At 58.2% G+C, this 17,627-nt stretch carries 15 protein-coding genes, 1 other RNA gene and 1 riboswitch; of the genes, 11 read left to right on the top strand and 5 right to left on the bottom strand.

The window, feature by feature from the left end; genetic code table 11:
• Positions 1–121: 121 nt before the first annotated feature.
• Complete coding sequence (locus tag D1820_RS09815) at positions 122–673, top strand: protein-tyrosine phosphatase family protein (protein ID WP_118068835.1); 552 nt, start codon at positions 122–124, stop codon at positions 671–673.
• A 58-nt stretch (positions 674–731) separates the two neighbouring features.
• Here D1820_RS09815 and D1820_RS09810 read toward each other — a convergent pair whose 3' ends face one another.
• The 3 genes from D1820_RS09810 to D1820_RS09800 form a co-directional block, all read right to left on the bottom strand.
• Complete coding sequence (locus tag D1820_RS09810) at positions 732–1,145, bottom strand: hypothetical protein (protein ID WP_162894085.1); 414 nt, start codon at positions 1,143–1,145, stop codon at positions 732–734.
• A 91-nt stretch (positions 1,146–1,236) separates the two neighbouring features.
• Positions 1,237–1,476, bottom strand: a riboswitch (cobalamin riboswitch).
• Positions 1,477–1,665: 189 nt separating this feature from the next.
• Positions 1,666–1,764, bottom strand: an RNA gene (gene ffs / locus D1820_RS09805) — signal recognition particle sRNA small type.
• 90 nt (positions 1,765–1,854) lie between these two features.
• Positions 1,855–3,726, bottom strand: a complete 1,872-nt coding sequence (locus D1820_RS09800; protein WP_118068831.1) for a 5'-nucleotidase C-terminal domain-containing protein — start codon at positions 3,724–3,726, stop codon at positions 1,855–1,857.
• 314 nt (positions 3,727–4,040) lie between these two features.
• On the opposite strand from D1820_RS09800, the gene nudC reads away from it, so the two are divergent.
• Positions 4,041–5,045, top strand: coding sequence for an NAD(+) diphosphatase (gene nudC, locus D1820_RS09795; RefSeq protein ID WP_118068830.1), 1,005 nt, complete (start codon positions 4,041–4,043; stop codon positions 5,043–5,045).
• A 68-nt stretch (positions 5,046–5,113) separates the two neighbouring features.
• Positions 5,114–5,581: an SRPBCC family protein gene (locus tag D1820_RS09790; protein WP_102896244.1), complete on the top strand. Its 468-nt coding sequence runs from the start codon at positions 5,114–5,116 to the stop codon at positions 5,579–5,581.
• 13 nt (positions 5,582–5,594) lie between these two features.
• On the opposite strand, the gene D1820_RS09785 is transcribed toward D1820_RS09790, so the two are convergent.
• Complete coding sequence (locus tag D1820_RS09785; RefSeq protein WP_102896245.1) at positions 5,595–6,428, bottom strand: prephenate dehydratase; 834 nt, start codon at positions 6,426–6,428, stop codon at positions 5,595–5,597.
• Positions 6,429–6,547: 119 nt separating this feature from the next.
• Between D1820_RS09785 and D1820_RS09780 the strand changes: the two genes are divergently transcribed.
• From D1820_RS09780 to fnrL, 6 genes are all read left to right on the top strand, one after another.
• A complete protein-coding gene (locus tag D1820_RS09780) occupies positions 6,548–7,051 on the top strand; it encodes a cytochrome c family protein (protein ID WP_096872636.1) in 504 nt (167 codons plus the stop codon).
• A 241-nt stretch (positions 7,052–7,292) separates the two neighbouring features.
• On the top strand, positions 7,293–9,215 hold the full coding sequence (locus D1820_RS09775) for an extracellular solute-binding protein (protein WP_118068828.1): 1,923 nt from the start codon (positions 7,293–7,295) through the stop codon (positions 9,213–9,215).
• A gap of 9 nt (positions 9,216–9,224) precedes the next feature.
• Positions 9,225–10,310, top strand: a complete 1,086-nt coding sequence (locus D1820_RS09770) for a microcin C ABC transporter permease YejB (RefSeq protein WP_024095908.1) — start codon at positions 9,225–9,227, stop codon at positions 10,308–10,310.
• A gap of 3 nt (positions 10,311–10,313) precedes the next feature.
• Positions 10,314–11,420, top strand: a complete 1,107-nt coding sequence (locus D1820_RS09765; RefSeq protein WP_096705737.1) for an ABC transporter permease — start codon at positions 10,314–10,316, stop codon at positions 11,418–11,420.
• A gap of 88 nt (positions 11,421–11,508) precedes the next feature.
• Positions 11,509–13,119 carry an ABC transporter ATP-binding protein gene (locus D1820_RS09760; RefSeq protein ID WP_118068826.1) on the top strand — a complete coding sequence of 537 codons (1,611 nt, stop codon included), beginning with the start codon at positions 11,509–11,511 and terminating at the stop codon, positions 13,117–13,119.
• A 300-nt stretch (positions 13,120–13,419) separates the two neighbouring features.
• Complete coding sequence (gene fnrL, locus D1820_RS09755; RefSeq protein WP_096872633.1) at positions 13,420–14,160, top strand: transcriptional regulator FnrL; 741 nt, start codon at positions 13,420–13,422, stop codon at positions 14,158–14,160.
• Between the two features lie 61 nt (positions 14,161–14,221).
• On the opposite strand, the gene D1820_RS09750 is transcribed toward fnrL, so the two are convergent.
• Complete coding sequence (locus D1820_RS09750; protein ID WP_118068824.1) at positions 14,222–15,061, bottom strand: universal stress protein; 840 nt, start codon at positions 15,059–15,061, stop codon at positions 14,222–14,224.
• Between the two features lie 206 nt (positions 15,062–15,267).
• Here D1820_RS09750 and ccoN point away from each other — a divergent pair, with 206 nt between their 5' ends.
• Complete coding sequence (gene ccoN, locus D1820_RS09745) at positions 15,268–16,878, top strand: cytochrome-c oxidase, cbb3-type subunit I (RefSeq protein WP_118068823.1); 1,611 nt, start codon at positions 15,268–15,270, stop codon at positions 16,876–16,878.
• Positions 16,879–16,892: 14 nt separating this feature from the next.
• Positions 16,893–17,621, top strand: a complete 729-nt coding sequence (gene ccoO / locus D1820_RS09740) for a cytochrome-c oxidase, cbb3-type subunit II (RefSeq protein ID WP_040174578.1) — start codon at positions 16,893–16,895, stop codon at positions 17,619–17,621.
• The last annotated feature ends 6 nt before the right edge of the window (positions 17,622–17,627 follow it).

Here is a 17,627-nt window from a genome sequence, read left to right as displayed (position 1 = left end):
GCCAGAGCGGACCCAGAAACCATTAGGTGCCGGAGGGGCGGACCGCTACATTGAAGGATGTGATCATCCGGGGGGATTGGTGGCGCAGGGTTTGCGGCGTGCTTGGCAGTGGGGGCTGACAATGGAGCATGGATCTGAGGGTGGTAATACCGATAGCGCGCAGAGAGGCGCACCGCTGGTGCTGCACGCGCTATCCGTGGCGGATGGTATTTTGGCGCTGTGCCCGCTGCCGGGGGCAAGCGGGGATTATCAGGCCGACATAGAACATATTCGAGAATGGCAGCCCGGGCTGGTGATTTCCATGACCACGGATGAGGAACACGTCGCTGTCGGCGCAGCGAGCCTCGGCAGTGATTTGCAGAGCCTCGGCAGCCGGTGGATCCACCTGCCGGTTCCCGACTTCAGCACGCCACCTCCGGACATCCTGAACCGTTGGCCTGAAGCCAGCCATATGGCCCGCAAAGCGCTTGTCGGGGGTGGTCGGGTGTTGGTTCATTGCTGGGGCGGCTGTGGCCGGTCGGGAATGGTTGTGCTGCGACTGATGACAGAATGCGGCGAGCGGCCCGATCTGGCGCTGGCGCGCCTGCGCGCGGTGCGCCCCTGTGCCATTGAAACCGAGGAGCAGATGGCCTGGGCCTATGGCCCAAGACGCATTCCCGGCAACGCGCGCTGACTTGGGATCGCTACGCAGCGCGTCGCCGAAGGCCCGCTCAACAGGTTGTTGTGGGTTGTCAGGCGGGCACGGATTGTAGCGGCGTTGGCGCGATCCCGGGCTTTGGTGTCAAGGGCAGAGCCTGAGCCAGGCCACAGGGGTATTCCGGCAGACGGGTGATGGGGCGGCTGTGCGCAGCTTGGCAGAAAAGTGCATCCGCGAAATGGTCAAGGCTGCCCTGATCCGCCTCCGGAGAGATGCCGCAGTAGATGCGGATACGATCATGGCTGGCCGCAAACCGTGCCTGGCAGGGCCGGTCGCAGGCGGTCAGTTCACAGTTGCCCGCAATTTCAAAGTCATCAGTTGTGACCGCACGGGCCTGTCCCAAAGCAGCGGTTAGGCGTGACAGCATGCGTTCTGCCGCAGGGCAGGGTTGTCCCAGATGTTGGCAATTGCTGAGTGAGTAGCGGTGTGTTGTATCAGTCCAGTTCATTGCGCCCTCCGCGCGAAGGAGGGGATGAATGGTCAGAGCTGGCAGGCCAATGGGCAGACATGCAGACCCTGCCAGAACACCCCGCCTGGTTTCGAGTTTCTTATCAGATGGCAGGTCTCCTGACTCGCGGGTCGTCACAACACCGGGGCCTTCCCAATGCGACAGGTCCAGATGGACCTTGGCATCAGTGGCATAATCCGGGGTCGCTCACCGCTTACAGTTGCGGGGGCAGTCGCGGCATTGATCTGGCAGGTCTGCCATCTCGCACCGTGTTCCCTTTTCATCCTGACCACCCGAAGGCGATACAGGAACCATCTATCGAAGAGCTAGCGGGGGCGGGGGCGAGTCGTCAAGCGTTTCGTCGGATATGCCCCGGAATTACTGATCCGCGCTGGCGCTATATCTGGTGTCGCCAATCCAGCGGCCTCTACATATTGCGTTTATTGGTATCTCTTATGCGGAAGTGATGCTACGCGCTCACTGCCATGGACCAGCCATCTCATATGAAAGAGAAAGAGAAAGGTGAGAGGTTGGACATCGACCCAAGCGGGGCTCGTTGTGGCTGCTTCCTTCCGGATCTGACCAGGTTGGCGAGGCGCTTGCCCGCGCCAACCTCTCGACCTCCGATATAGGAGGGCAGGCGGGGAATGGCAAGCCCGTGCGATGCGCAATATGAACGGAGCCGCGAGGCCGATCATATGCTTTGATCTTACAATCTGACGCCAATCCGCAGGAACCCGTCGGGTGTGGTTCCATGCAGGCTGTGGCGGGACGGATCAAGATCGCTGAGATAGGCGCGGGCTCCGGGGCCGGTAAAGATCTCGGCCTCGGTGGAGGCGTGGCTGAATAGGCGCCAGGGCGGAGGCTCGTGTTCCAATGGATCACGGTCAAGACGCCCGGCCACGTAGTCGCGGATCACGTCTCTCACCCGCAATGGGGGGATCGGCAGTGGCGTAGCAGCCTGTGCCATGGCGAAGTTACCGCCACCGCCGATGCGATAGCTGCTGACTGCCACCGCGAAATGTTGACTGTCACGCACTGGTGCGCCTTTCCAACGGAGGTTGCGGATCCGGTGGCTGTCCGGATTCGCCAGCTCGCCATCGCTGCCAAACCGGGCTGGTGCGGAGACATCGATATCGTATTGGACGCCGAAAATAACATCGAAATTGTGGCCGGCCCTATCTTCGTCCAGCAAGGGCGAGCCAAAGGTGCCGGGGGCGATCTGACTGAACAATCCGGCCGACATCTCCAGCCAGTCGCGCAGCTTGGCGCCATCCAGAACCACCGTGCGCAGCTCGTTCGGGAAGGGCTGGATATCTACGACATGGCGCATATACATCTGGCCGACCGGCACATCCGTATAATTTGAGGGGCCGGAACGTGCGCCAAATTTGCCGGGAGCTGTCGCTGAGAGCAGGGGCAGATTGCTGGCAACGGTATCTGTCAGGGCCGGACGCACCGCGGCCGCCTGAGCCCAAGCCACCAGCGCAAGGGCCTGATCGCGACCGAGAAAAGTGAAATAGGAATGCAGCGGTTGGCTGGTGCGGCCCACAGGTTGCGCCATGCGGATCCGTGTTTCGGCATGATCTTCGGCGAGGGCGGCGATCATTGCAGGATCTTCGGCCACAAGAGGTGTCAGCACGCCACCGGCACCGCCGATGGTTTTGCGTCTGGCGATCGGGCGGAGCGTACTGGTGGCCTTCGTGACTGCCCAGCGATCAGAACGCCACGTGACCTGCAAGTCGATTACGCCGAGATGTGAGCCATGGGCCCCGGGCATCACGATCGGCACGGAAACCGGATGGCGCGGATCGGGGAGCGTCAGATGGGTATGACCGCCGACTATCGCGTCCAGCAGGCCAAGATTTGCCAGCGGATGAAGGGCGTTTTCGATGCCGTATGTGGCGCGTCGCTCTCCGATCCCGGTATGGGCAAGCGCCACGACAATGTCACAGCCCTCTGCGCGCAAGGCAGCGGCATGGTCGCGGGCGGATTGCACCATATCGTCGATCGTGACTTTGCCTTGGAGCAGATGAGCCGCCCATTTGAGGGTCTGCATTGGCAGGACAGAGAGCAGGCCAATGCGCAAGGGCGGCGCGTCTGCGGTATCGGGGAGGTCGCGTTCGAGCACGATAGATTGGCAGAACGGAAGGGACAGCTGCGGATCCAGTGCTCGCATATTTGAACAGAGCACCGGACAGCTGATCCGCAATAGCGCCTGTCGCAACTGATCCAGCCCAAAGTCGAAGTCGTGATTTCCAAGGCCGATGGCGTCATAGTTGAGCAGATCAAATGCGCGTGCAACCGGCGCGGCGCGGATATCGCTAAGCTCTAGCGGGCGCTCTGCAATCGGAGTTCCAAAAATGCTGTCGCCATTGTCCAGAAGCAGGGTGGCAGCACCCCTTGCGGCGGCCTCACGGCGCGCCTGCGCGATCAGCGTGGCCACGCGCGATAGCCCCAGCGCAGGATCAGGTTGATCGGAATAATAATCGTGACTGAGCAGATTTGCGTGAAGATCCGTGGTCGCCAGAATGCGCAGGGATCCGACCTTACTGTCGTCGGCTTGATCCGATCCTGTCATGTGGCATTTCTTAGAGGTCGCACGGTAAATCCCGAGGTGGCGTTGATTGCCAATTTATTAACAAGCCTGTTTGTCTCTTTGAAGCAATCAAATGTGACACTCGAAAGCCGCTTATTGCTGAAAATTCTATTCAATCGCGTTGCTTTCCTCTTGAGATGCCGCGGATTTGCGGCTTTCACCTACGTCGAGGGGTCGGAATATTTCTAGGCCACTGTGGCGCAGAGGAAACAGCTTTTCAGCTTAGGGCTGCATGTCTCTGACGGATTCAGGTGCTGCGGCACATTTGTGCACAGGCGAAAGAGCGGGACGGGGCGATGCGACAGGCAGAACAGGTGACATTTGGCGGCAGTGGTTTGGACCGGGCGGCGCATCTCAGGGACGAGCCTGCGGCCTTGGCTGCGCTGTGGGAAGGCGAGAACTGTCGTATCCTGTTGATCTGGCGTGGAAAGCCATTGTGCACCCTGCCTTCAGAGGCTGCCGTGGCATCAGGCGGCACGATTGTCCCTGAGGCTCTAGCCTGGATCCGGCCCGATCATCCTGTGGTCACGGGCACGGCGGCGGGTGCTGTCTTTCTCGGGATCTGTACGGCAGGGCGGGCACGGTTCTCGGTTGATATAAGTGACTGGCAGCCGGACAACCTTGACGATATGGCGCTGCGCGCCTTTGTGGATAACAGCGAGCAGCGGCATCCGGATCTGCCGCAGGACACTGGATTTTTCGAACTGCGGCGCATTATGGCCCAGCTCAGCCGCGAGGACGCAGAACTGGCGGCGACCGCACGGGCGGTGTTTGGCTGGCATCATTCGCATGGGTATTGTGCCTGCTGTGGTGCCAAAAGCGATATGGCGCAGGCGGGGTGGCAGCGGGTCTGCCCCAGCTGTGACGCCGCGCATTTTCCGCGCACTGATCCCGTCGTGATCATGTTGATCACGCATGGCGATGCGGTACTGGTCGGGCGGTCGCCGGGATGGCCCGAGGGGATGTATTCCCTGCTGGCCGGGTTCGTGGAACCAGGCGAAACACTGGAGGCCGCTGTGCGGCGTGAGACTGCGGAAGAGACCGGTGTAGAGGTCGGTGCCGTCAGCTATCTGTCCAGTCAGCCCTGGCCATTTCCAATGTCGCTGATGTTCGGCTGCGCGGGCGAGGCGCTGGGGCGTGAGATCACCATTGATCCCAAAGAGATCGAAGATGCGATCTGGGTCTCACGTCAGGATATGATGACGGTATTCGAAGGGGAGCATCCCGATATTCGCCAGCCGCGCAAAGGTGCAATTGCGCATTTTCTGTTGCAGAACTGGCTTGCAGATACGCTGGATTGAGACGAATAGTAGCAGTCAGTACAAGACCGCCATCGGATTTTCCGATCCGCTGTAACAACAGGACGCCCATGGATTTTTCCAGCAAAGAAGACATCGACGCACCAATTGCAGAAGTCTTTCGATCAATCGCAGATTTCGAAAACATGGAGCGTATGGCGCTGCGTCGGGGTGTGGATGTGCAGCGGATGGGGGATGTTCATCATCCCGAAAACGGGCTGGCCTGGGAGATCGAGTTCCAGTTTCGCGGCAAGAAACGCAATCTGCACCTATCGCTCAGCACTTATGAACCGGTGACGCAGATGGTGCTGACCGGCACAGGCAGCGGCCTCGATGGCGTGATGGATATCGAGTTGCTGGCCCTGTCGCCGCAGCGCACCCGCTTGTCGGTGACCCTATCGCTGACACCCAAGACGCTGTCGGGGCGTTTGATGGTTCAATCCCTGAAGCTTGCGCGCAGCAAATTGAACCGCGGCTTCAAGAAACGCGTGTCCGAGTTTGCCAAACAGACCGAAGACCGGGTTGGCCGCTCCGCCTGACGCGAATTACAGATCAGAAACGATCGTCATTCGCCGGGTAAACCCCCAGGATTTCGATGTTTGTGGTGAAATAGGCCAGTTCATCCATGGCGAGGCGGACATTGGGATCGTCCGGATGGCCATCAATATCAGCATAGAACTGGGTCGCGGTGAAGGACCCGTCGACCATGTAGCTCTCGAGCTTTGTCATGTTGATGCCATTGGTCGCAAAGCCACCCATCGCCTTGTAGAGTGCGGCAGGTATGTTGCGGACCTGGAAGACGAAGCTGGTGATCATTCCATGGTTGCCCCGGCGGTCCATATTCGGCTCGCGCGACATGGTCAGGAAACGGGTGGTGTTATTGCCGTGATCCTCGATATGGCGGGCCAGAACCTCCAGACCGTAGATCTCCCCAGCCAGTTCACTGGCCAGCGCAGCGTGGGTCTTGTCGCCCTGTTCGGCCACGTCACGGGCGGCGCGGGCATTGTCGGGGCTGACACGGCCGTGGATGTTGTTTTCGCTTAGAAACCGTGCACATTGCGGCAGCAGTACGAGATGCGAATGCGCCTCCTTGATGTCTGCAAGCTGCGCGCCCGGAACGCCAAGAAGATTGATATGCACGCGCACAAAGGCTTCGTCGATGATATGAAGACCACTGTGCGGCAGCAGGCGGTGAATATCGGCAACGCGCCCGTAGGTGGAATTCTCCACCGGCAGCATGGCCAATTCAGCCGCGCCGCTGCGCACGGCGTCAATGGCGTCCTCGAAATTGCGGCAGGGAAGCACGTCCATATCTGGGCGTTCCTTGCGGCAGGCTTCGTGGCTGTAGGAGCCAAGCTCCCCCTGAATGGCAATTCTCTGGGTCATAACTGCGACATCCGTGCAAAACTTCAAAAAACGGGCGTTTCGTCGCGCTGTCTATACCTTGCCACTTGAGAGGGGAAGCCTTAGACACCCTCCCAGACAGCTGAAATGGACTCGCGATCATGTTTGACACGATGACCCTTACCAAAGCGACCGCAGGCGTTTGCGGCGCGTTCCTCGTGTTCCTTCTGGGCAAATGGGCCGCAGAGGAACTCTATCATACCGAAAGCCATGGCGAGGCTTCTTATGTGATTGAAGTGGAAGAGGCAGGTGCGGAAGAAGTTGCTGAAGTCGTAGACTTTGGTGAACTGATGGCCGCTGCAGACGTTGGCAAAGGTGCCAAGGTCTTCAAGAAATGCTCCGCCTGCCACAAACTCGAAGCCGGTGAAAACGCCACTGGCCCCTATCTCTATGGGGTGGTTGATCGTCCGATCGCCGCGGCGGATGGCTTTGGATACTCTGCCACTCTGGCCGGTCTTGGCGGTGAATGGACAGCAGAAGAGCTGGATGCCTTCCTGGCCAAACCGTCGCAATACGCGCCGGGCACCACCATGAGCTTCAGCGGGTTGAAGAAGCAGAAGGATCGGGTGAACCTGATCGCTTATCTCGACAGCCTCGACGACTGATTTTGTCGCCTTATGGCAGAACGAAAAGACCGCGCCATCCAGCGCGGTCTTTTTCGTTTTCAGGCGTGGGCGACGTCGAAGTGATCAAGTTTGAGCGCGATTCGGCGGGTTCATGCCCGCTCGTTCCTTGACACACGGGAAATTCAGCCAATCTGAACTTGAATGTTAGGGGGGCAGCCGCATAGCTTTGGGTTAGACAATGATCCTGGCAGCGAACGCCGGACAATGGAGGTATTGGCAGATGAAGACGCCCACCGCACCGCGCCGCGCCGTTTCGGCCCGAGTGGTTGATCCACAACCATTTTTTCGCATCGTGATGACAGGGTTTGCCGCGCTCATCATCTGCGCGATGGCGGCCTCGCTGGCCTTTGCTGAGGAGCGGGTGATCAAAAGTCACGGTTTCACTGAATTCGGAGAGTTGAAATATCCCGAAGGCTTTGCCCACTTCGACTACGTCAATCCTGAGGCCCCGAAAGGCGGCGAGCTGTCTCTCTCTGCGGTTGGAACCTTCGACAGTATGAACCCCTACACCCGTAAGGGCCGTGGGGGCGCCATGTCGGCTGATCATTTTGAATCGCTGATGATAGGCTCCTACGATGAACCGGGATCCTACTATGGTCTGCTGGCCGAGAGTCTGGAGTATCCGGAGAGCCAGGACTGGGTGATTTTCAACATGCGCCCTGAAGCACGGTTTTCTGATGGGACGCCCGTCACGGCTGAGGATGTTGTCTTTTCGCACAACCTTCTATTGGAACAGGGGCTGCAATCCTACGCGGAGGCCGTCAAAAAGCGCATTCCCAAGGCCGAAGTGCTGGGGCCGCATCGGGTGAAGTTCTATTTCTCGCCGGATTTCCCGCGCCGGGCAATGATCACACAGGTTGGTGGAACCTCGGTGTTTTCCAAGGCCTGGTTTGAGGCAGATCCGGAAAACCGGCGTCTGGATGAGCCGCGATTGGACCCAGGGATCGGGTCTGGTCCATATGTGCTCGAAAGTGCTGACGTGAACCAGCGTATCGTCTATAAACGCAACCCCGATTACTGGGGCAATGACGTGAATGTAAATGTCGGGCGCCACAATTACGATCGCATTCGGATCGAGTATTTCGGCGATAGCGTTGCCGCGATGGAAGGGTTCAAGGCCGGGGTCTACACCATGCGCCCGGAGAACAGCTCCAAGAGCTGGGCCACTGCCTACGGGTTTGACGCGGTTAAAGAGGGCGATGTGGTGAAGGGGGAATTCCCCGATGGTAATGTTCCCGCTGCCAGCGGGTTTGTGATGAACCTCCTACGCCCCAAATTTCAGGATCCCCGCGTTCGTGAAGCGATCCAGCTTGCCTATAATTTTGAATGGACCAACGACAGCCTGCAATATGGGCTGTTCGCGCAGCGCCATTCGTTCTGGCAGGATTCAGCTCTTGAAGCAAAGGGGCTCCCAAAGGGGCGCGAATTGGAAGTGCTGCAGAATCTGGGTGATCAGATTGACCCGGCGCTGCTGACAAGTGAGCCAGTAATGGCGCATAGTTCAAAACCTGCGCGGCCAGCGGATCGGCGCAACCTGCGCCGGGCGATGAAACTGCTGGATGAGGCGGGCTGGGCTGTTGGCGATGATGGGTTGCGCCGCGATGCCAAGGGAGAAGTGCTGAAACTGGAGTTTCTGATCGATTCGCCCACGATTGAGCGAATCGTGCAGCCCTATATCGCCAACCTGCGGCAGATGGGGGTGGATGCCATCTCTAACCGGGTTGATTTCGCGCAATATACCAGCCGTCGCCGCGAAAAAGACTTCGATATGATCACCTTCGCCTATCCAAAGTACCTGCAGCCCTCGACCGGGTTGTACCAGCAGTTTGGATCCGATGCGCATGAGTTTTCCGTGTTTAACCCGGCGGGGATGGCGGACCCGGCGGTTGATACGCTGATTGGTGCCATCGTAAAGGCGGAAGATCAGGAAGAGCTCTACGCCAATGTGCGTGCGTTGGACCGCGTTCTGCGGGCCAAGCGGTTTATGGTTCCCACCTGGTATCTGGATGTGAATTGGGTGGCCTATTGGAATTTCTATGAGCAGCCAGAGACCTTGCCGTTGTTCGATCTGGGGCTGCGCGATGTCTGGTGGGTCAACGCCGAGAAAGAAGCGGCATTGAAATCCTCTGGCGCGTTGCGGTAAGCGCCTGACATGGCAGCCTATATCCTTAGACGTTTTCTTTTGGTGATCCCGACGCTGTTCGGGATCCTCGTTATCAATTTCGCTCTGGTGCAATTTGTGCCCGGTGGTCCGGTCGAACAGATGATTGCACAGCTGGAAGGCGGCGGCGATGTATTCGAGGGATTCGCCGGGGGCGGCGGTGACGCTGGCGGAGAGGCCATCGCAGCCAATGACAATTACGCAGGTCGACAAGGGTTGCCGCCTGAGTTGATCGCAGAGCTGGAGCAGCAGTATGGCTTGGACAAACCGCCGTTGGAGCGGTTTTTCCTCATGCTCGGCAATTACATGCGCTTTGATTTCGGCGAGAGCTATTTCCGCAAGATTGATGTGATGGATCTGGTTCTGGAGAAGATGCCGGTGTCAATCTCGCTGGGGCTTTGGTCGACATTGATCGCCTATCTGATCTCCATCCCGTTGGGAATCCGCAAGGCTCTGCGGGACGGCAGCCGGTTTGATACATGGACCAGCGGTCTGATCATCGCGGCCTATGCAATCCCCGGTTTTCTGTTTGCAATCCTGCTATTGGTGTTGTTTGCCGGCGGGTCCTATTGGCAGATTTTCCCGCTGCGGGGGCTGACTTCTGACAATTGGGAAAACCTCAGCCTTTTCGGTAAGATCGCCGACTATTTCTGGCACATCACGCTGCCGGTTGTGGCCTCGACCATTTCGGCCTTTGCCACGCTGACACTGCTGACCAAAAATTCGTTTCTGGATGAGATCAAGAAGCAATATGTGATGACCGCCCGCGCCAAGGGGCTGAGCGAGCGGCGGGTGCTTTATGGTCATGTCTTCCGCAATGCGATGCTGATCGTTATAGCGGGCTTTCCGGCCGTCTTTATCGGGGTCTTCTTCTCAGGCAGCCTGATCATTGAGACGATCTTCTCTCTCGACGGTCTCGGGCGCTTGGGGTTTGAGGCCGCGGTGGCGCGCGATTATCCGGTGATCTTTGGTACGTTGTTTATTTTCGGACTGATGAGCCTTGTGGTCGGGATTATCTCCGACATCATGTATGTGATTGTCGATCCGCGTATCGACTTTGAAAAGAGAGAGGGCTGACAGATGGCATTGTCCCCGCTCAACCAGCGTCGCTGGAGCAATTTTTGCCGCAATCGCCGGGCCTTCTGGTCGCTTTGGATCTTTTCCGTTCTGTTCGGGATTTCGCTGTTTGCTGAGTTCGTCGCCAATGACAAACCGATGCTGGTGAACTACCGGGGCGAATATTTCACGCCTGTGTTCAACTTCTACCCGGAGACGGCTTTTGGCGGGGATTTCCAGACGGAGGCCGCTTACCGTGATCCCGAGGTACAGTGTCTGATTGCCTCTGGCGGTGTTGAGGACTGCTTTGACGATCCCGAAGGAATTCTGGAAGAGATCGAAGCCGGCACGTTTGCGGCGGATGGGTTTGTGGAAGGGTGGGCGATCTGGCCGCCGATCCCCTATTCTTTCAATACCACGGTCGACCGGCCCGGTGCGGCACCTTTGCCACCAAATGGGCAGAACCTGCTGGGCACGGATGATACCAAGCGCGATGTATTGGCGCGCGTCATTCACGGGTTTCGTCTGTCGATCCTGTTCACCCTGATGGTTACGGGTGCCGCCACTTTGGTGGGGATTGCAGCGGGTGCGGTGCAGGGGTTCTTTGGTGGCTGGCTAGATCTGATTTTTCAGAGGGTGATTGAGATCTGGGGCTCCATCCCGCAGCTCTATGTCATCATCATCATGTTCGCCATTCTGGGACGCAGTTTCTGGCTATTGGTGGTACTGATGATCCTGTTCAGTTGGACAGCCTTGGTCAGCGTGGTCCGGGCTGAGTTCCTGCGTGCCCGCAATCTGGAATATGTGCGCGCGGCCAAGGCATTGGGGGTGGGCAATATGACCATCATGTTCCGCCATATGCTGCCGAATGCAATGGTTGCTACCCTGACGTTTCTGCCGTTTATCGTGACCGGCACCATTGGCACGCTGGCAGGGCTGGATTTCCTTGGCTTTGGGCTGCCATCCTCCGCGCCGTCGCTCGGGGAACTGACATTGCAGGCCAAGCAGAACCTAGAGGCGCCCTGGCTGGCGTTCACCGCCTTCTTTACCTTTGCCATCATGCTGTCGCTGCTGGTCTTCATCTTTGAAGGGGTGCGCGATGCCTTCGATCCGAGAAAGACATTTTCGTGAACAGAACAGGCCCTATTGCGCACCACAGAGACGAATTGATGATCTGTTTTAAGCCGAGATACAGCGCGACACGCAGATGTTCTAACCTATGGGCTCCTCGATGACCGTACCTGAAAAATCCACCCCGTTGCTGAGTGTCCGGGATCTCCGTGTCTCCTTTCGCCAGGATGGCAAGGTGACAGAGGCAGTGCGCGGCGTGTCCTTTTCGGTGGGCCGCGGGGAAACAGTTGCGTTGGTGGGCGAGAGCGGTTCCGGCAAATCGGTTTCGGCGCTGTCGACGGTCTCACTGCTGGGTGACAGCGCCACGGTCACTGGTTCCGTTACTTATGATGGCACAGAGATGGTCGGCGCCAGTGAGCGCCATCTTCGACAGGTACGAGGCAATGATATCAGCTTCATTTTTCAGGAGCCGATGACTTCTCTCAACCCGCTGCACACGATTGAGAAACAGTTGGCGGAATCGCTTGCTCTGCATCAGGGGCTGGGCGGCACGGCGGCGCGGGAGCGGATTGTGGATCTGTTGAACCGGGTTGGTATCCGGGACGCAGAGACCCGTCTGGACGCGTATCCGCATCAGTTGTCCGGCGGACAGCGCCAGCGGGTGATGATCGCCATGGCTCTTGCCAACAAACCCGACATTCTGATCGCGGATGAGCCGACAACTGCTCTTGATGTCACCATTCAGGTACAGATCCTCGACCTGCTTGCGGATCTGAAAGCCAGCGAGGGCATGGGGTTGCTGTTCATCACCCATGATCTGAGCATTGTCCGCCGGATCGCGGATCGCGTCTGCGTCATGCAGGCGGGTGAGATCGTTGAAAGCGGTCCCACGGCTGAGATTTTTGCCAATCCGCAGCATCCCTACACGCGCAAATTGCTGGACGCCGAGCCGACGGGCCAGCCTCAACCGGTGCCGCAGGATGCCAAGGAGCTGATCCGCACCGAAGATCTGAAAGTGTGGTTTCCCATTCAAAAGGGGTTGCTGAAACGCACTGTTGGCCATGTGAAAGCGGTAAACCCAACGTCGCTTTCGGTCCGCGCGGGTGAGACGTTGGGCATTGTGGGCGAAAGCGGCAGCGGCAAAACCACGCTGGCGTTGGCCATCATGCGTCTGATCGCCTCTGAGGGGCGGGTTGAGTTTCAAGGACAGGATTTGCGGCAGTGGTCGACCCGCGATTTGCGCCGATTGCGGGCGGATATGCAGATTGTGTTTCAGGATCCTTTCGGGGCGCTCAGCCCGCGGATGACCTGCGCCCAGATCATCGCGGAGGGCTTGGCCATTCACAATGTGGATCAGGACCGTGATCCGCGGGATCTGGTCGCTGAGGTGATGGCTGAGGTGGGGTTGGATCCGGCGTTTATGGATCGCTACCCGCATGAATTCTCAGGTGGTCAGCGGCAACGGATTGCGATTGCGCGGGCGATGGTGCTGCGGCCGAAACTGGTGGTGCTAGATGAGCCAACATCGGCACTGGACATGACGGTGCAGGTGCAGATCGTCAATCTGTTGCGTGACCTGCAGGAGCGGTATGGGCTCGCGTATCTGTTCATCTCGCATGATCTGAATGTGGTACGGGCCATGTCGCACAAGATGATCGTGATGAAGCAGGGTGATGTGGTTGAGGCGGGATCGGCCGCTGACCTGTTCAACAATCCGTCAGATCCCTACACGCAGCAACTTCTGGCCGCATCCGGGTAGGGTGCGGTTCGCGCAAATGTATCTCGCGGTTCGGTAAATCAGCTACGTGGATTGTCGCGACAGTATGGCACATCCGGCCACCATATCCCGCCAATAAGATACGGTCATTTGCACCGCGAAGTGGATAAGCCCTTGTCATCATTACGAGGGGTGGCACCTTGGCTGTAGGCGACGAGAGGTGCATTCCCACCGTGACGTACCAACAAACGCGGCGTCGCCAATTGTGATTTGCGCGGCACATGTTTAAATTGACACCGCTAGGTGAGCATTAGCCTTAGCGCAGATCAAATCGGACCTCTCATGAACGCTCCTACCATTCAGAACGTCAATTGCGGCGATTGTCCCATTCGTCATCGCGCTGTGTGCGCGCGCTGTGATGCGGACGAATTGGAAATGCTGGACTCTATCAAATACTACCGCACCTATGATGCGGGCCAACCAATCACCTGGTCCGGTGACCGGATGGATTTTGTCGGCTCCGTTGTCTCGGGCATCGCAACCTTGACGCAGACCATGGAGGACGGGCGGACCCAGATGGTTGGTCTGTTGCTGCCCAGCGATTTTGTTGGCCGACCAGGACGCGATACGGCAGCTTATAATGTGGTCGCAACCTCAACAGTGGTCATGTGCTGTTTTCGCAAGAAACCGTTTGAAGAGATGATGGCCCATACCCCGCATGTGGCACATCGTTTGCTGGAAATGACGTTGGACGAGCTGGACGCTGCCCGGGAATGGATGCTGGTTCTAGGGCGTAAAACGGCGCGCGAGAAGATCGCCAGCTTGTTGTCTATTCTGGCCCGGCGCGATGCCTCCTTGCAGCTTCACAAAGACAGCAACCGTCGCGTTTTTGATCTGCCGCTGACCCGCGAGGCGATGGCAGACTATCTGGGGCTGACGCTGGAAACCGTCAGCCGCCAAGTTTCCGCCCTGCGCAAGGATGGCGTGATCGAACTGGAGGGCAAGCGGCATGTGACCGTGCCTGACATGGGGCGCCTTATGGAAGAGGCGGGAGATGACAGCGACGGCGGCTGCCTGATCTGACCACTCCTTGAGCAAGCGAAGGGGCCGAATGTGTCGCCCCCTTCTTGCTTGAGTCCGTGCCTTAGTGGGCCATCATAACCGGCACTTTTGCCTTCTCCAGCATATTGCGGGTTGCACCGCCCAGGATCGCCTCACGGAAACGGGAATGCCCGTAGGCCCCCATCACGATCAGATCTGCCGCTGTATCGACTGCATGTCGGTTCAACACGTCCGAGACGCGGGTCATGGTTTTGCTGAGCACATCAATCTCGCATTTGACCCCATGGCGCGACAGCATCTGGCACAGCAACCCGCCCGGATCTGAGCGCTCCGGCCCATGCTGCGGCGGGTCGATAACAACGACCCGCACCACATCCGCCGCCTGTAGCATTGGCAGCGCCTTGCGAATAGCGGTCATGGCTTCGATGCTTTCGTTCCAAGCAACCAATACGGTTTTTGGCTGCGCGGGCAGGGGCGCATCATCCGGCACCACAAGCACAGGCGCGCGACCTTCGAAAAGGGCCGCTTCGACAATGGCCTCCGCCTCGGCGGGACGGTCCTTGCCGTAGGGCTGGCCCAGCACAACAAGATCACAAAACCGCGCCAAACGCGCAACGTGGCGGCCAATATCAGCCATCTGTGCGACACCTGTCTCAACGTTGAAGCTGACGGCTGACCGGGTCAGACGCTCAGTCGCAGTAGTTTCGATGCCACTGACCTCTTCCTTGGCACGGGCGAGGGTTTCTTGCAGCACCATCGCATTGGCACCAGCGTAGTAATAGCCGGTTTGGGTGCGATCCACGCCAAGGCACAGCGCGTCAACATGGCCGTCGGCCAGCCGGGTCAATGAGATCGACTGCTCCAGCTGAGTTTCGGTGTTTGCGGGGGTGGTCAGAACAGTCAGCAGTGTCTTGTAGGACATATTAACCTCGCAGGGATATGTGCGACCGCAACGAACTTGTGGTTGTGCCGCGAGTTGCGTCATTATGAAGGTGCTTCTCACATTCTGCGGCAAACTGTCTTGATACAGATCAAGGCGTTGTCTGGCGCAGTTTTGCATTTAAGGCTCAGAAAAAACTGTCTGACGCGGACCAGAGAATCGTGTCGGGCAAGGAAAAGGGACGCAAGATGTCTAATTATATCAAGCTAATCGTGCTTGGTTTGGTCACGCTCTTCGCGATGATCGCGACCAATTATGCGCGGGATTTGGCCTATCAGGTTCATGCGATCATCATCATGATCGTGGCTGGCGGGCTGTTTCTATACACCCTTCGACACACCGATGAGCCTGTGATTGCAACGGGATCGCTGCAGGGCGAGTACTTTGACAGTGTGGTGCGCGCCGGTGTGGTGGCAACCGCGTTCTGGGGCGTGGTCGGATTTCTGGTGGGTGTCTTCATCGCCTTCCAGTTGGCCTTCCCGGTCCTGAACTTTGAGTGGGCGCAGGGGCTGGCTAACTTCGGGCGGCTGCGGCCTCTGCATACTTCGGCGGTGATTTTTGCCTTTGGTGGTAATGCGCTGATCGCGACCTCATTCTACGTGGTGCAGCGCACCTCGGCCGCCCGTCTCTGGGGGGGTAATCTGGCATGGTTTGTGTTCTGGGGCTATCAGCTGTTCATCGTGCTGGCGGCGACCGGTTATCTGTTCGGGTCAACCCAGTCCAAGGAATATGCAGAACCGGAATGGCATGTTGATCTCTGGTTGACCATCGTCTGGGTGGCCTATCTGGCGGTGTTCCTGGGCACCGTGATCAGGCGTAAGGAGCCGCATATCTATGTGGCAAACTGGTTCTACCTCGCGTTCATCGTGACCGTCGCCATGCTGCATCTGGTCAACAACATGACGATACCCGTCAGCATTTGGGGCTCCAAATCGGTGATCATGTGGTCAGGCGTGCAGGATGCGATGGTCCAATGGTGGTATGGCCACAACGCTGTGGGCTTCTTCCTGACCGCGGGCTTCCTTGGCATGATGTACTACTTCGTGCCGAAGCAGGCTGAGCGTCCGGTTTTCTCATACAAGCTGTCGATCATCCACTTCTGGGCGTTGATCTTTCTCTACATCTGGGCCGGTCCGCACCACCTGCATTACACCGCTCTGCCGGATTGGGCCTCGACCCTTGGTATGGTGTTCTCGATCGTACTGTGGATGCCCAGTTGGGGTGGCATGATCAACGGCCTGATGACCCTGTCTGGCGCTTGGGACAAGCTGCGCACCGACCCGGTAATCCGGATGATGGTGATCTCGATCGGCTTTTACGGCATGTCCACCTTTGAAGGTCCGATGATGTCGATCCGCGCTGTGAACTCGTTGTCGCATTACACCGACTGGACCATTGGTCACGTTCACTCCGGCGCGCTTGGTTGGAACGGCATGATCACCTTTGGTGCGCTGTACTTCCTGGTGCCGGTTCTGTGGAAACGTGAGCGTCTCTACAGCCTCAGCCTGGTGTCCTGGCATTTCTGGTTGGCCACCATTGGCATCATTCTCTACGCGGCATCCATGTGGGTGACCGGCATCATGGAAGGCCTGATGTGGCGTGAAGTCGATGCCAACGGGTTCCTCGTGAACTCCTTTGCAGACACCGTGGCTGCGAAATTCCCGATGTACGTGGTGCGCGCTTTGGGTGGGGTCATGTTCCTCGCTGGTGCCCTGATCATGTGCTACAACCTGTGGATGACTGTACGGCGTGCGCCGGCCAAAGAGGCCAGCCTGACCGTCGCAGTCCCTGCTGAATAAGGAGGGCCCGAGCAATGGGAATTCTCGATAAACACAAAATCCTCGAGACCAACGCGACCCTCCTGCTGGTGTGCAGCTTCCTGGTTGTCACCATCGGTGGTCTGGTCCAGATCGCACCGCTGTTCTGGCTGGAAAACACCATCGAAGAGGTGGAAGGCATGCGTCCCTACACCCCGCTGGAACTGGCCGGGCGTGATATCTACATCCGCGAAGGGTGCTACGTCTGCCACAGTCAGATGATCCGTCCCATGCGCGATGAAGTCGAACGTTACGGACCATATTCGCTGGCCGCAGAGTCGATGTATGACCACCCGTTCCAGTGGGGATCAAAGCGAACCGGTCCGGATCTGGCCCGTGTGGGCGGTCGCTACTCGGACGAATGGCACGTCGATCACCTGCGCGATCCGCAGTCGGTGGTGCCGGAATCCGTGATGCCGAAGTACGGCTTTCTTGAGAACAACCGGATTGATGGCGAATACATCGGTGATGTGATGGCGGCAAATGCGTTTGTCGGGGTGCCGTATTCCGAAGGGATGTTGGAGAACGCACAGGCAGACTTTCGTGCGCAAAGCAATCCTGATGCCGACTATGACGGCCTGCTGGAGCGCTATGGCGAGAAGGTCAGCGTCCGGAACTTCGACGGTCAGCCCGGGATCTCCGAAGCTGACGCTTTGATCGCCTATCTGCAGATGCTGGGGACCTTGGTTGATTTCTCGACCTTTACCCCCGTCGCCAACCGCTGATTGGAG

Origin of the sequence: Phaeobacter sp. LSS9 (assembly GCF_003443595.1) — a bacterium.
Lineage (GTDB): Bacteria > Pseudomonadota > Alphaproteobacteria > Rhodobacterales > Rhodobacteraceae > Phaeobacter > Phaeobacter piscinae.
Note: the sequence above shows the minus strand (reverse complement) of the source record. Positions and strands in the feature narration are given on the sequence as shown.

Coding starts and splice junctions, on each gene's coding strand:
- D1820_RS09815 (WP_118068835.1), top strand. CDS start 122: ATGGAGCATGGATCTGAGGGTGGTAATACCGATAGCGCGCAGAGAGGC.
- D1820_RS09810 (WP_162894085.1), bottom strand. CDS start 1,145: ATGAACTGGACTGATACAACACACCGCTACTCACTCAGCAATTGCCAA.
- D1820_RS09800 (WP_118068831.1), bottom strand. CDS start 3,726: ATGACAGGATCGGATCAAGCCGACGACAGTAAGGTCGGATCCCTGCGC.
- nudC (WP_118068830.1), top strand. CDS start 4,041: ATGCGACAGGCAGAACAGGTGACATTTGGCGGCAGTGGTTTGGACCGG.
- D1820_RS09790 (WP_102896244.1), top strand. CDS start 5,114: ATGGATTTTTCCAGCAAAGAAGACATCGACGCACCAATTGCAGAAGTC.
- D1820_RS09785 (WP_102896245.1), bottom strand. CDS start 6,428: ATGACCCAGAGAATTGCCATTCAGGGGGAGCTTGGCTCCTACAGCCAC.
- D1820_RS09780 (WP_096872636.1), top strand. CDS start 6,548: ATGTTTGACACGATGACCCTTACCAAAGCGACCGCAGGCGTTTGCGGC.
- D1820_RS09775 (WP_118068828.1), top strand. CDS start 7,293: ATGAAGACGCCCACCGCACCGCGCCGCGCCGTTTCGGCCCGAGTGGTT.
- D1820_RS09770 (WP_024095908.1), top strand. CDS start 9,225: ATGGCAGCCTATATCCTTAGACGTTTTCTTTTGGTGATCCCGACGCTG.
- D1820_RS09765 (WP_096705737.1), top strand. CDS start 10,314: ATGGCATTGTCCCCGCTCAACCAGCGTCGCTGGAGCAATTTTTGCCGC.
- D1820_RS09760 (WP_118068826.1), top strand. CDS start 11,509: ATGGGCTCCTCGATGACCGTACCTGAAAAATCCACCCCGTTGCTGAGT.
- fnrL (WP_096872633.1), top strand. CDS start 13,420: ATGAACGCTCCTACCATTCAGAACGTCAATTGCGGCGATTGTCCCATT.
- D1820_RS09750 (WP_118068824.1), bottom strand. CDS start 15,061: ATGTCCTACAAGACACTGCTGACTGTTCTGACCACCCCCGCAAACACC.
- ccoN (WP_118068823.1), top strand. CDS start 15,268: ATGTCTAATTATATCAAGCTAATCGTGCTTGGTTTGGTCACGCTCTTC.
- ccoO (WP_040174578.1), top strand. CDS start 16,893: ATGGGAATTCTCGATAAACACAAAATCCTCGAGACCAACGCGACCCTC.